Genomic DNA, 13,263 nt, shown 5'->3' with positions numbered 1-13,263 from the left:
GCTTTTAGTCGAGGAAACGATTAACCGGTGAGTGCGTCAACCTGCACTACATCATTCAGTACGATAACTTCTGCACGTTTGAAGAAGTTAAAATCTGTTGCGGTTGCTAATGTGTAAGCACCCATCATACGGCTGATGATTAAATCACCATTGTTTAATTTTGGTAGCATAATTGACTCACTTACTACGTCGATGCTATCGCAAGTCGGGCCTGCTAATACTGACTCAACACGTTCGTTTGATTGCTTGAACGAGTCGATAGGGTATGAAGCTTCATCGAACAATAAACCACTGAAAGAGCCGTAAATTCCATCATCTAAATAGTACCAAGGCTTGCCATCACGTACTGCTTGACCCATTACCGATGCAACGCTGGTTACAGCACTGGCTACAATAAAGCGACCTGGTTCAGCAATTACGCGAACTGTCTCTGGTAACTGTGCTAAGGCATCATTAATCGGTGCACAAAATTCTTCAATTGGCAGCACGTCTTTGTTGTAAGGCACAGGGAAACCACCGCCGATATCAAGCGTACTAAGCGCAGGTAATCCTAATGCGGCTACGTGGTTAATCACTTGATTACATGCAGCAATGGCAGTGACATATTTAGCTGGGCTTGCTGTTTGCGAGCCAACATGGAACGACAACCCTTTGATACGAATACCTAATTGTTGCGCATAGCTAATGATTTCAATAGCCATTGCTGGGCTACAACCAAATTTTTTCGATAAATCAGCGAATGCTTCCGCATTACGAAAACTTAAGCGAACAAGTAACTCAACCTGCTCTTTGTATGCAATGAACTTTTCTAATTCGTTGATGTTATCAACCACAAACACATTACAACCGTATTCAAGTGCATCACGAATATCACGATCACGTTTGATTGGGTGCGTGTGAATCGTACGATCACTGGGTACGCCTTGGCTGGCGACTAAGTCAACTTCACCGCTGGTTGCTAAATCAAAGCTGGCACCTTCTTCTAAAAGCGTACGAACAACCGCTGGATGAGGAAGTGGTTTTAAGGCAAAGTGTAAAGCAACGCCAGGTAAAGCACGGCTTAATGCACGGTATTGATGACGAACTGATTCACAATCAAGCACCATTAATGGCGCGCCATGTTGTGCAACGAGTTGTTCAATAAATTGGTTTGAAGGTTGTGCTACTGGTTCGTTTGCAGCAACCGATGCTGCAGGTACTTTGATTGTTAAGTCTTGTGTAAGTGTTGAAATAGCCATTTTACTCTCCGGCAATTAAGCAACTGCTCGGAAAAAAATGGAAGTCCGAGTCAGTTGAGTGTTATTAAGCGCACAGTATGTTCTGTGCAATCAAATACACTCTTGGATAGTTGCTCTATCGCCTTGCTACAAACAGGGTTTGTAATGTACTCGGATTGGCTATCATCAAGAAGCGGCGAGATAATAGATCTGCTTTTTTATTTACGCAAGTATTTTTTCATAATATTTCGAGTTATTTTTGTACAGCAAATCGAGTTGGCTTAGTCACTGTTTTCAAAGCGAATTCCATAGCTTTGTGTATAAATGTTGAGCATGGCTTTTGCATCATCAGGGTGATTACTTTTGCTGTGTAGTTGCTGAATATAGGCGGCCATCTCAGCACTTTTCATATAATCATTGATAAGTGCAATAGCACGATAACCCGCTGCGGTTTTACTGCAGGTAAAAAAGCCATTGATAAATTCAGGATATTCGGCAATTCGTCTTGATGTGAGTTGGTTTAACTCATGGGCAGGTATATGCGCTTCAAGTGCTTGTTTGTATGCAACAATGTAATCAATACGCTTATTAAGTAATAGCCGACTCAGTTGTAAAAATGCATTTTCTCCGTAAATAGCCGCAACGTTGTATTGTTTATTAGCAAAAACCTCATCGAGTTCGCGATAGCTGGTGGAACCAATAATGCCAAAACTACCTTTGTTTTTGAGAAGCTTAGTGACAGAAATAGGCGCCGAACCTGACTCTAAAGTGCTTTTAAGTGCATAGATTTGACGCTGTACATGCATATAGGTGGGTATGTTAGAAAACACCATGGATTCTGCTCGTTCAGGGGTTTTGATTGCGTTAAAGGTGCAACTGGCCTCATTACTTGATAAGCGCTTCATTAAGCGCGCATGATTGGTAAAGTCGACGTCTATATCGAATTCATCAGCAAGGGCTGGATTGATAACAGCAGCAAGGTGGAGGTTAATGCTGAGTTTATCTGCTTCGCTGGCAAAATATGCATGAGACAAAATTGTAAGCGTGGGTTTTTCTGTTGCCGTTGCTGTGTTTAGGGTAATAAGAATTACGATAAACGCAATTAGTCTCATACATTTCCTTGTGTACCAATTCGCTTATTGCGTTAAGCGAATTGGTCTGTGCTAATTAGCGAGCATTGGTGCTCTCAAAAATTTTGTCAGCTGATGCTGCCACAAAACCTGTGTATAGCTCGCCATCTGGTTTTGCGTAACGCAGAGCGAACTCATAAAAACAACTCGGTACGGCAACAACACCATCACTAAATTCAACTTCGCTGTCATCAGCAAGGGTTGAAGATTGCTCAAGTAATACTTCTGGTGAACCTTTGATTTCGCCGCCAGATGTATTTAGCGCAAAACCCGCATCTTTAAGTGCTTGGTTTACACTTTCGATATCATCGAATTTTGCTAATTCATTGATGCTCACGGTAAAGTGATTAGCACGGTAACCCCATGCTGACATCCATGCTGCGTATTCGCTTTCTGCAAGCAGCTTTTTGTAGGTGTCTGAGCTTACTTGCCAGTGCGTACCTGAATAGAGGAAATTATCCGCTGTTACAGCGTCTTCGTCAATCTGATCAACCATGTCATTAACGATAGCTTGTAATTCTTCTGAGCATTGCTCAACAAGTAATTCAGAAATGAAAACTTTAGGTTGCTTAGGATCTGAGTGTTCGAAGTGCTTAGCGTATAGTTTTTTCGCTTCGAAGTGGTACTCGCCGCATTCTTTGTAACCAACTGCTAAAAAGTGCGCAGCTAGTTTTTCTAAACCGATTTTTTCATGGTTAAAAGTACGTAAAGCGATGTGATCGTTGATCACGTCATCTTGTTGTGTAGAGCCAAGTAACTCATGTACTTTTACTGCCGATGGCGTAACTGATAAATAGTTGTCCCATAGGTTTTCAAATAGGGCGTTTACATCTGTGTGCATGTTTAATTCCTTCAATTAAGGCGGCGAGGCCGCCAAACAATTATTCAATAATTAAGCCCGGCGCAAGGGTCTGTGGTAAGTTAACTTTATCGGCTTCAACAGAAGCAACAGGGTATGCACAGTAGTCAGCTGCGTAATAAGCGCTCGCTCTGTGGTTACCACTAGCACCAATACCACCAAACGGTGCAGCGCTTGATGCGCCTGTAATTGGTCGGTTCCAGTTAACAATACCGGCACGAATACGTTTTAAGAAATGCTGGTAGTCATTACTATCATCACTTAATAAACCAGCAGATAAACCAAAAGAGGTGTTATTTGCTTCATTAATCGCGCTATCGAAATCTGTATAACGGTAAACCTTGATAAGAGGACCAAAGTGCTCTTCATCAGGCATGTCTTTAACAGCGGTTACATCAATAATACCTGGGCTTACAAAACCTGTACCCGGCTCAAGATGTTTAAGCTCAACAAGAGAAGTAGCTCCCATATCAAGTAACTGCTGCTGAGCTGCAACCATACCTAGTGCTGCTTTTTCGCTGATCATTGCCCCCATAAATGGTTGATCTTCGCTAAAGCTGTCGGCTACTTTGATGTTTTTTGTTGCAGCAATTAATTTTTCTAAAATTGCATCACCATTTGCCGAGTTCTCGATGAATAAACGACGAGAACAGGTACAACGTTGGCCAGACGTAATGAAACCAGACTGGATAATGTCGTGAACAGCCGCACTTACATCTGCGACATCTTTTACGATCAGTGGATTATTACCACCCATTTCCAGCGCTAAGATTTTACCTGGATGACCTGCAAATTGCTTATGTAATAGGTGACCTGTATTTGAGCTACCCGTAAAGAATAAGCCATCAATATCTTGGTGAGAGGCCAAAGCAATACCTGTGTCTACTTCACCTTGTACAAGGTTAATGACACCGGCTGGTAAGCCTGCTTTTAGCCAAAGTTTTAAAGTGAACTCAGCAACATGAGGCGTCAGTTCTGATGGCTTAAATACAACCGTATTACCCGCTAAAATAGCAGGCACAATATGGCCATTTGGTAAGTGACCTGGGAAATTGTAAGGGCCAAATACGGCAACAACGCCATGTGGCTTGTGACGAATAAACGCTTTTGCGCCCGGCATTGGGTTTTCTGTGGTCCCAGTACGTTCGTGATAGGCTTTAATTGAAATGGCAATCTTACCTGTCATTGCGCCTACTTCGGTACGTGTTTCCCAAAGTGGTTTACCTGTTTCACGGGCGATAATCGTTGCAAACTCTTCGCTGTGCTCTTTAAGCTCTGCTGCAAAGTTTTCAAGAATAACGATACGCTCTTCAAGGGCCATATCAGCCCAGCCAAGCTGAGCACTGCGAGCAGCTTTGATTGCATCAGCGACTTGTTCAGCAGTGGCTGTTTTACCTTGCCAAACAACCTCGCCATTACTTGGGTTGATTGAACTAAAATCATGACCAAGGCCTGCTTGCCATTGGTTAGCAATAAGTTGAGTTGTTACACTCATTTTAAACTCCTTAAGTGGTTACAAACGGAAGAACCGTGCTGCATCCCCTTGTTTTAATTTAAGTGCATCTGCCACTTCTTGGCTGACGATTAACGTGTGCTTAGCGTGGTTATAGTGAGCATGTTTGGTGAATGTTGCTCTAAAGTCATTCACGCCTTGGTTGCAGATAGCTAATGTATCTGAGCTCTGCTCATTGATATGCGCAAGCTCACCAATGCTGATAGGGCACACTTGTGACTCACGAACACTGCGAATATTGCCAAGTTTTGCTTCAACAGTAGGCCCTGCATCGAAGAGGTCAACATAACCACGGTGCTCAAACCCTTCTTTTTCTAAGAGTTTAAGTGCAGGCTTGGTTTTTTCATGAACCTTACCAATCACAGCTTGGGCTTTTTTGCTCAGTAAGTTGGCATAAATAGGGTACTTAGGCATTAACTCGCTGATGAAGACTTTATCGCCTAAACCAACTAAATGGTCAGCCTGTGGGAACTCAATACTAAAAAAGTGCTCTTGTAACCACTGCCAGAAAGGCGAATGACCGTCTTCATCACTCACACCACGCATTTCTGCGATGATGGTGTCAGCAAAGCGTTCACTGTGCTGAGCCATAAATAGAAAACGTGATCGTGATAAAAAGCGACCTGTTAAGCCTTTGCGATTTTGCTCCCTTAAGAACAAGGTACAAATTTCAGAGCAACCTGTGTAGTCATTACACATACTCAGAATATCAACAGTGTTATATACGTTGAGAGTAGGTGAATGGTGAACAGTTTTACCAAGGTGGTAATGGTACAAAGGAACCGACATACCCACGGCAGCTTCAATAGCGGTTGTGCCAATTACGTCACCTGTTTTACTGTCTTCTAAAACAAATAAGTAGGTTTCGTCTTGTGGTTTATTAATGTCTTTTGCAAAACTGCGTTCAGCGCGTTCAATTTTTTCTTGTAGTAAATTGTCGTCGACCGGTAACGAGGTAAAACCATGCCCGGATTCCATTGCAATTTGCTTTAACGCGGCAAAATCATTTGCTGTTATAGGACGTAATACTTGCATTAATTGCACTCCAATGGCGCATACCTATAGCATGCGCCAACTAGGATTAACCGTTTACAACGTCTGCAACCGCTTTTTCAAAGCGAGCTAAACCTTCTTTGATATCCTCTAAAGGAATAACTAAAGATGGCGTAAAGCGCACAACGTTTGTACCAGCAACAAGGCTCATTAAACCGTGTTTAGTGCTTGCTACAAGAAAGTCGCGTGCACGGCCTTCAAATTTGCTGTTAAGAACCGCACCTAATAATAGACCTTTACCACGAACTTCACTAAATACGTCGTATTTTTCGTTGATTGCAGCAAAACCGTCGCGTAAAAGTTGTTCACGCTGTTTAACACCTGCAAGTACTTCTTCGTTATTAACAGTATCAAAAGCCGCTTCTGCTACAGCACATGCAAGTGGGTTACCACCGTAAGTTGAACCATGTGTGCCTACTTTTAAATGCTCTGCAATGCTTGCAGTTGTGATCATCGCACCGATTGGGAAACCACCACCTAACGCTTTTGCTGTCGTAAGAATATCTGGTGTTACATCTAAACCTTGGTATGCGTATAAATCACCTGTACGGCCAACACCTGTTTGTACTTCATCAAAAATAAGTAAAGCATTGTGTTTGTCACATAACGCGCGAACACCTTTAATAAATTCGTTCGTTGGCGAAATGATACCGCCTTCGCCTTGTAATGGCTCCATCATCACGGCACACGTGTTGTCGCTGATAAGTGCTTCAAACGCAGCTAAATCGTTATAGTCACAGTGATCGATTGCAGCAGGCTTAGGACCGAAACCATCTGAGTAAGCTGCTTGACCACCTACCGTAACAGTGAAGAATGTACGACCGTGGAAACCTTTGTTGAACGCGATGATTTGGTTCTTTTGCTCGCCGTGTACATCTAATGCCCAGCGACGCGCTAATTTTAATGCTGCTTCGTTAGCTTCTGCACCTGAGTTTGCAAAATACACTTTATCGGCAAATGTAGCGTCCGTTAATTTTTTAGCTAAGCGCAGTGCAGGCTCATTTGTCATTACGTTTGATAAGTGCCAAATTTTTTCGCCTTGCTCTTTTAGTGCATTGACAAGCGCTGGGTGACAATGGCCTAAACAGTTAACAGCGATACCACCTGCAAAATCGATAAATTCTTTACCGTTTTGATCCCAAACACGTGAGCCTTCACCGCGAACAGGAATAACCTCTGATGGGTTGTAGTTTGGTACCATTACGTCGTTAAAAAGTTCTCTTGTTACTTGCATTTGTTGCACCTAAATCTGGCTTAGTATGAAAAAGTTAAATTGCAAAAAATAGGTCAGTTAAGCCGTTCCTGCCTAATTAAGCACGATGAGATTATTTTTCTTATCTATTTTTCTTATTATCTGGGTTAGGAACTTAAATTTGCAGTGCTATTTTGTGAAAAATGACTAAAATAAAATGCAAATTAACGAAAAGAGTAGTCAAAGTGATAACTTCTCAAGATGAAAAACTATTAGCTATCTTAAGAACCAATGCGCGTGCGAGTATTTCTGACCTAGCGAGAGCGCTTAATTTATCGCGCTCAACAGTTCAAAGCCGAATGTTGAAATTAGAAGAAACAGGTGTGATCAAAGGTTATAGCGTAGACTATGGTGATGCCTATTTGAGCCAAATGGTATCGGCGCATGTTTCGATTAAAGTGAAACAAAAACTAACCACCAAAACGAATCTTGAACTAAAGCAGATTGATGCTATTTCACAGCTCTACGCAATTAGCGGTGAATTTGATTTGATTGCCGTTGTGCAAGCGCAAAACCTTGAAAAGTTAAGCCACCTATTAGATGACATTGGTAACTTAGATGGCGTTGAGCGAACAACGTCGTCAGTGATTTTAGAGACAAAGTTTAAGCGTTAACCCTTTATCAGGTAAATCTGACTCTATTGTCTATAATGACTTTAGTTTGTTAGTTATTTAGGCTTATGTCGATGCTTGCTTCATTATTGCTTTCGCTCACTGTGGCTCAGCCTTTTCAGTTAGGTACTAACCTGCCAATTAACGCACCACATAATGCAATTAATCATGTTGAATGTATTTTTAAGCAAATCAATGTGCCATTTAAGTTACAGAAACTACCTTGGTTAAGGGCTAAAAGGGAAGTGCAGCTAGATCGGCTAGATGGTTACTTTACCGCAAACCTGTTATCGCAAATGCAAGAGTATGGTGAGCTTTCTGCCCCGATGTTTTTAGAAAACTGGTACTGGTTTACCCATGCAGATTCGGCTTCAATAGCTGAACACGATTTGCGTTATGGCGTCGTAAGAGGGAGTCATCAGGCTGATTGGTATCAATTGACAAATCGGAAAATCGAAGTCGAAGTTAACACCACACAAGAGCTTATCAAAGTGTTCAAAAAGCAGCGGGTAGATAGAATCTTGCTTGATTTAGAAGAGTTTGAGTTCAATGCTGTGCAGTTACAAATAAAGCCTGATGAATATACACAAACATTCTATCGTTATGTGCCTTTGGGTTTATTTGCAGCAAATAAAACGCTCAAGGAATTCCCTGACTTTTTAAATGCCTTTAACAGTCATATAAGTAGCTGTTCTCAAAGTCCCTTTGTATTGTCAAAGATTGAAAAACTAACCTTAGTGAATGTGCTTTTAGAGCAAATAAAGCAATTAGCGAATACAGACAATGTACAACAAGCGGTAATGAAAAGTAATCGGCAACCGCTCGCGCAGCAAGACCTCGATCAGCTTGATAATCAGTGGGCACAACAAGTTCGTGACAATACACCGATACTTGCAGAGCGCTATCTAAAACTTGAAGGTTCACAATTCTTACAAGTATGGCAAAAGCAAATGCAAGGTGTTATTACAGAGATAATCGTCACTGATAAACAAGGTAAAAATGTCATTATTAGTGAAGTCACCACTGACTATTGGCAGGGTGATGAAGCTAAATTTTTAAATATGTATCAGCAAGATGACGATTACTACATTGATACTGTGGAATTTGATGAATCTACCAAACACTTTCAGGTGCAGTTTAGCGTGCCTATCTTTGATGAGAAAAATCAGCACATGGGGGTGCTGATTTTAGGTGTAGACATCGAAAAAGCGCTCTCTAAATAATGTGTTTGGTTATTGATTCGCTTTGGGCACTTTGCGAATAACTTTCTTTTCTACTTCATCGAGCTTAATGACATAGGCATTACCACCAATGCCTTTAAATTCTTCGTCTGTAAAGACAATCGTGTTGTCATCGTAAAAAGTGATGGCTTCTTTTTGCGTTACGATCCCAAGATCAATACGAGATACATCACCAGAAAAAAACTTATCACCCTGAAAGTTTTCAAATAACCAAATGCTGGTTGAATCGAGTAGAACTAACTTGGTTCTATCAGGGCTTAGAGCCGCAGAAGTGATCCAACAAAGTTTTTCCATTGTGGTGCAAGTTTGAAATGAATCTATTAATTGTGCATCAAAGTTCGCTGCATGATCGCCGACTTTATATACTTTTGTAATGCCATCAAATGGTTCAGTGCGATTTTTGGTAAATAAATAGAGATGTCGGCCAAGCGCGACAAAGGCCTCCAAATCAAAGTTACGTTGATCTGGTTGGATTGGGCTGCCGTCCATTTCAGGATAAGTAAACTTGATTATCTCTGCTTCTGTTGTGTCGCCCTTAATATCGATTGGGTTTTCGATTTTATAAATAGTTAACCATTTTCTGTCGTTTTTATTATTGCCAAAGTCGCCCAAGAAAAAGTGACCAAATTTGTTTTGTGTCATGTCTTCCCAGTCAATGTTTTTAGCATTGGTAACTAAAATTTCTTTTGCTATAGAGCCATCTTCATTAAGGCGATACAGTTTTGGCTCGTCGCCACTGTCGTTAATAGCCCAAAGTCGATTAAATTTATCAAATTCAATCCCTGAGATTTCTCTAAGTTTAGGGTCTACAGTTAAACGTTTTTTACTATAAAGAGTATAAATAGAAGAGCCAACCAGTAATCCAATAATGGTGACTGACAAGATAAAAACCGTAAGTAAGCTTTTTTTTAACATTAACAAGGGAATGGCTTTGAATAATGTGTTCAGTATAACTTACTAAAGCGGTTGCTGTATATTCCAAACCCCTGTTCCAGTGACAGACATAAAGTTAATGTTATCTTGCAACACTTTATGCCCAACATTAACAGACGATTCAGGGTGGCTGACTAGGTAACCTTGAACACTGTTAATGCCCATCGATTTTACAAGCTCGAATTGGGCGAGTTCTTCTACTCCTTCAGCCACCACTTTTAATCCGAGTTTACGGCCCAGCTCACTGACTGAGTGCATGATTTCATTATATTTAAGATTATCGTTAGCCTGTGCTACAAACAGTTTATCTAGTTTGATTACATCGATGGGCAAATCTGCAAGGGTGCTTAGCGAGCTAAAACCTGTGCCAAAATCATCGATTGCTATAGTGATCCCTTCACCTCGAAGCTTTTCTAATGATTGAATGATTTTATTACTTGCTTTGATTAACGTTGATTCGGTAATTTCAAGCATTAGTGCTTTTGCAGGCAGCCCCGTTTTAGCAAGCTTTTCCATGACCCACTCATAAATATCGTAATGCTTTAACTGCACGCCAGATATATTCACAGAAATAGACACTTTTTTCATCCCTGCATTATACCAAGCGGACATTTGCCGACATGATTCCAACATGATCCAATCACCAAGTTCTAATATCAGATTAGATTCTTCAGCAATGGGGATAAACTCGTCAGGCGTAATTGAGCCTTCAACAGGGTGATCCCAGCGAACCAATGCTTCAAAATAATCAATGGCGCAGTCATCTACATGTACAATAGGTTGAAAAGACAAATGAAAACTGCTGCTAGCTATCGCAAGACGCATTTCTTCTAGCAAGTAATGATAGCGGCGAATTTTTTTGCCCATTTCGGGTGAATACACCTTAAAAATTCCACGACCATCTGTTTTTGCTCGATACATTGCTACATCAGCCATTTGCAGTAATGCTTGTGGAGTGGATGCGCTATCAGGGTAAACAGCAATACCTATGCTGGCGCTAATTTTTATTAACTTATTCCCTAATACAAAGTCTCGTTCAATTTCGTGTAATACATTTTGTGCGACTTCTAATGCTTTCTCTTTATCGTCTTTTAAGTTAATGAAAATAGAAAACTCATCTCCACCAAGACGTGCTAGATTTTGCTCTAATTGGCTAATGGGTGAAATGTTACTTATCTTATGGTGTCGTAAAACACTGCTCAAGCGTGTTGCTACTTGAATTAACACATCATCACCAAAACTGTGACCAAATGAGTCATTCACCTGTTTGAACCCGTCTAAATCTATAAATAGTAAAGCACAGCTGAACTTATCCATTTCAGCGAGTCTTAATTGTTTTGCTAGGTGTTCTATATAGGCATGTCGGGCAATAAGGTGGGTTAACTTATCTTGATAAATACTGACTTCAGATTCACGCGTGTAATTAGTGATATGGGTAGTTAGTGTCTGAAAGTTATTTTGTAACTGATCAAGTTGCGTATGCTTTGTTAGGTCCGAGTCTGTGGCTAAATTTAGGCTGTTGAGTAATTCAATTGCCTTAGTGTTAAGCATTTTGATTGCGTATTTCTCATGGTTGTTTTGGAATCTTAAGTTAACTAACCAACTGACTGCTAATGCTAACAAGATTAAAATGATAATGTTGACTGGTGAGAATAATGTAGTGAGTATAAGTTCTGAAGTCATCGCGGTGACGACTGACTCAGTTGTTGTATTTATAACAATATAAGAAATGTTATTGTCGTAGATTAAATGCTGGCCACTTAATACAAGGTTATACCAAGGTGCCGCTACCACAGTAACATCAGTACCTGAGAAAGTATGAAGTTCTAAGCCTTTTGGCGCGTACATCAGATCATTGACTTGTTTAGTCAAGAAGATATTTAAGCCATATATAAAAGCTATTAAAGTTATAATACTTATTGATAAAGTTCGAAGAGCATTGGCCATACATTACTACCATTGTGGTGTTTTTGTTTTACAATAAAACCTCACCAGTTAATACACCGAGTATATTGTGTGCATCTAGATTAGACAAAACCTTTCTCATACTTTGGGCATGGATGAGTACAGAATGTGAAAATTCATAGTAATTAGTGTTAATGCTCTAAAATGTTTTTCTTATATAATTTTTATAAGACCTTACTTTTATACTGCATTGTTGCCATTCATTAAGTAATCTTTTTCTCTAGTACTGACAAAAACGCTTATAATTTTCATACTGATAATATCTATGGTTAGTGTTCTGCTAAATAAAAATTAATTACATTATCTACTTTTATTCTTTCAAATTCTTGTGTGTTGAATTAATTATTTCTTCACCCATCTGTAAATTTTTAAATGTTATATGTCACTTTTCAAAAAGGATTGCGAGTTTTATTCGAATCAGATTTCTGAATAGCAAGTTACAAGGTCAGAAAAAGTGGCGATAGAAAAGCTGGAAAGCAGCACTGTCAATGCTTTTATGGATGGCTAACCTGTTTGAATTTACGCTTTTCTACTTATTGTGTTTGCATATGCGCTGGGATAGTTTTTAAAAACGTTAATTGGGTAGTGCTGAATTAACGATTAGTTTATAGAACTAAATATGCGTTGTGTTTTATAAGTTAATGTGTGATAAAAAATTAATAATTAGTCAGAACAATAAATGTTTTATTTTCATAGGGTTCGTTAATCTATTTGGCAAGGCTATATGATGTAAATGTCTTTAGTTTGTTTTTGTAAATTATCGATAATGTGTTTTTGACGAATGAAGTCGTGTTTCTTTTAGTGTGATTGCTCTAATTCTCCACTTCAATTTTATTCACTTTACCCAACCTAAATTGTTATCTATTTTTTTTATAAGTTGCGATGTGAGTTGATAAAAAAGGTACTGAAAATAAAGTATATTTTATTATCAACTTGGTTCAGTTATTGCTCGTAATAATATAGCAATATGATTATTGTAGTTTTTGTATGTTTTGTGCACTATGGTGGTGCGAAAAACAAACAGCTGCACTGTCATAATGCGTAAATATAGGTTTGATTTACTAACAGTGAACTTGATGTTTTAGTAAGCAAGTTTAGAGACCTGGAACGCACAGCTTCCGCTGAATTAGTCGTCAATGCGGTACTGTGGCAAGGATTAATTTACCAATTGGTTGAATTGGAGCCCACTATGCTAAGTAAACGTTTTTTTAAAACTAAAGACGAAACAGAAGTTACCTTTGAATTCCAACACCCTGACGCTGATGACGTACAATTAGTTGCAGAGTTCACAGATTGGCAACCCGTGCCAATGAAGTTCAATAAAAAAGAACAAGTATTCAAATGCAAACAGCGCTTACCGCTTGATCAAGAATTTCACTTCCGCTACTTAATCAATGGCGAAACATGGGATAACGATCACCAAGCTGATGGTTATATTCCAAACGGTTTTGGTACTGATAACAGCATTGTTAATACCCAACGCGCTTAG

The 13,263-nt window shown here is 39.7% G+C and carries 11 protein-coding genes; 3 read left to right on the top strand and 8 right to left on the bottom strand.

What is annotated here, in order from left to right:
- Positions 1-20 precede the first annotated feature (20 nt).
- The 6 genes from NH153_RS21155 to NH153_RS21130 all read right to left on the bottom strand — a co-directional run bounded on the left by NH153_RS21155 (position 21) and on the right by NH153_RS21130 (position 7,006).
- Entirely contained in the window at positions 21-1,238 is a 1,218-nt protein-coding gene (locus NH153_RS21155; protein ID WP_063707626.1) for a type III PLP-dependent enzyme, read from the bottom strand.
- Positions 1,239-1,498: 260 nt separating this feature from the next.
- Positions 1,499-2,329 carry a hypothetical protein gene (locus tag NH153_RS21150; RefSeq protein WP_063707623.1) on the bottom strand — a complete coding sequence of 277 codons (831 nt, stop codon included), beginning with the start codon at positions 2,327-2,329 and terminating at the stop codon, positions 1,499-1,501.
- Positions 2,330-2,384: 55 nt separating this feature from the next.
- Positions 2,385-3,188, bottom strand: a complete 804-nt coding sequence (locus NH153_RS21145; protein ID WP_063707620.1) for a DUF1338 domain-containing protein — start codon at positions 3,186-3,188, stop codon at positions 2,385-2,387.
- A gap of 40 nt (positions 3,189-3,228) precedes the next feature.
- A complete protein-coding gene (astD, locus tag NH153_RS21140) occupies positions 3,229-4,701 on the bottom strand; it encodes a succinylglutamate-semialdehyde dehydrogenase (RefSeq protein WP_063707617.1) in 1,473 nt (490 codons plus the stop codon).
- A gap of 18 nt (positions 4,702-4,719) precedes the next feature.
- A complete protein-coding gene (gene astA, locus NH153_RS21135; protein ID WP_063707614.1) occupies positions 4,720-5,754 on the bottom strand; it encodes an arginine N-succinyltransferase in 1,035 nt (344 codons plus the stop codon).
- A 46-nt stretch (positions 5,755-5,800) separates the two neighbouring features.
- Positions 5,801-7,006 (bottom strand): aspartate aminotransferase family protein, encoded by a 1,206-nt coding sequence (locus NH153_RS21130; RefSeq protein ID WP_063707612.1) that lies wholly within the window; start codon positions 7,004-7,006, stop codon positions 5,801-5,803.
- A 203-nt stretch (positions 7,007-7,209) separates the two neighbouring features.
- Between NH153_RS21130 and NH153_RS21125 the strand changes: the two genes are divergently transcribed.
- A complete protein-coding gene (locus NH153_RS21125) occupies positions 7,210-7,638 on the top strand; it encodes an Lrp/AsnC family transcriptional regulator (RefSeq protein ID WP_054554593.1) in 429 nt (142 codons plus the stop codon).
- Between the two features lie 71 nt (positions 7,639-7,709).
- On the top strand, positions 7,710-8,858 hold the full coding sequence (locus tag NH153_RS21120) for a transporter substrate-binding domain-containing protein (protein WP_063707610.1): 1,149 nt from the start codon (positions 7,710-7,712) through the stop codon (positions 8,856-8,858).
- Positions 8,859-8,867: 9 nt separating this feature from the next.
- Here NH153_RS21120 and NH153_RS21115 read toward each other — a convergent pair whose 3' ends face one another.
- Both NH153_RS21115 and NH153_RS21110 read right to left on the bottom strand, forming a co-directional pair.
- Positions 8,868-9,791: a hypothetical protein gene (locus NH153_RS21115; protein WP_063707609.1), complete on the bottom strand. Its 924-nt coding sequence runs from the start codon at positions 9,789-9,791 to the stop codon at positions 8,868-8,870.
- A gap of 42 nt (positions 9,792-9,833) precedes the next feature.
- Complete coding sequence (locus NH153_RS21110) at positions 9,834-11,756, bottom strand: putative bifunctional diguanylate cyclase/phosphodiesterase (protein ID WP_063707606.1); 1,923 nt, start codon at positions 11,754-11,756, stop codon at positions 9,834-9,836.
- 1,207 nt (positions 11,757-12,963) lie between these two features.
- Here NH153_RS21110 and NH153_RS21105 point away from each other — a divergent pair.
- Positions 12,964-13,263: an isoamylase early set domain-containing protein gene (locus NH153_RS21105; RefSeq protein WP_054562386.1), complete on the top strand. Its 300-nt coding sequence runs from the start codon at positions 12,964-12,966 to the stop codon at positions 13,261-13,263.

Source organism: Pseudoalteromonas gelatinilytica (assembly GCF_001641615.1).
Taxonomy (GTDB): Bacteria; Pseudomonadota; Gammaproteobacteria; order Enterobacterales; family Alteromonadaceae; genus Pseudoalteromonas; species Pseudoalteromonas gelatinilytica.
The sequence above is the reverse complement of the archived record's forward strand: the minus strand, read 5'-3'. Positions and strand labels throughout refer to the sequence as shown.

What these genes read in the sequence shown, in the direction of transcription:
- NH153_RS21155 (WP_063707626.1), bottom strand. Translation starts at nt 1,238, where the DNA reads ATGGCTATTTCAACACTTACACAAGACTTAACAATCAAAGTACCTGCA.
- NH153_RS21150 (WP_063707623.1), bottom strand. Translation starts at nt 2,329, where the DNA reads ATGAGACTAATTGCGTTTATCGTAATTCTTATTACCCTAAACACAGCA.
- NH153_RS21145 (WP_063707620.1), bottom strand. Translation starts at nt 3,188, where the DNA reads ATGCACACAGATGTAAACGCCCTATTTGAAAACCTATGGGACAACTAT.
- astD (WP_063707617.1), bottom strand. Translation starts at nt 4,701, where the DNA reads ATGAGTGTAACAACTCAACTTATTGCTAACCAATGGCAAGCAGGCCTT.
- astA (WP_063707614.1), bottom strand. Translation starts at nt 5,754, where the DNA reads ATGCAAGTATTACGTCCTATAACAGCAAATGATTTTGCCGCGTTAAAG.
- NH153_RS21130 (WP_063707612.1), bottom strand. Translation starts at nt 7,006, where the DNA reads ATGCAAGTAACAAGAGAACTTTTTAACGACGTAATGGTACCAAACTAC.
- NH153_RS21120 (WP_063707610.1), top strand. Translation starts at nt 7,710, where the DNA reads ATGCTTGCTTCATTATTGCTTTCGCTCACTGTGGCTCAGCCTTTTCAG.
- NH153_RS21115 (WP_063707609.1), bottom strand. Translation starts at nt 9,791, where the DNA reads ATGTTAAAAAAAAGCTTACTTACGGTTTTTATCTTGTCAGTCACCATT.
- NH153_RS21110 (WP_063707606.1), bottom strand. Translation starts at nt 11,756, where the DNA reads ATGGCCAATGCTCTTCGAACTTTATCAATAAGTATTATAACTTTAATA.
- NH153_RS21105 (WP_054562386.1), top strand. Translation starts at nt 12,964, where the DNA reads ATGCTAAGTAAACGTTTTTTTAAAACTAAAGACGAAACAGAAGTTACC.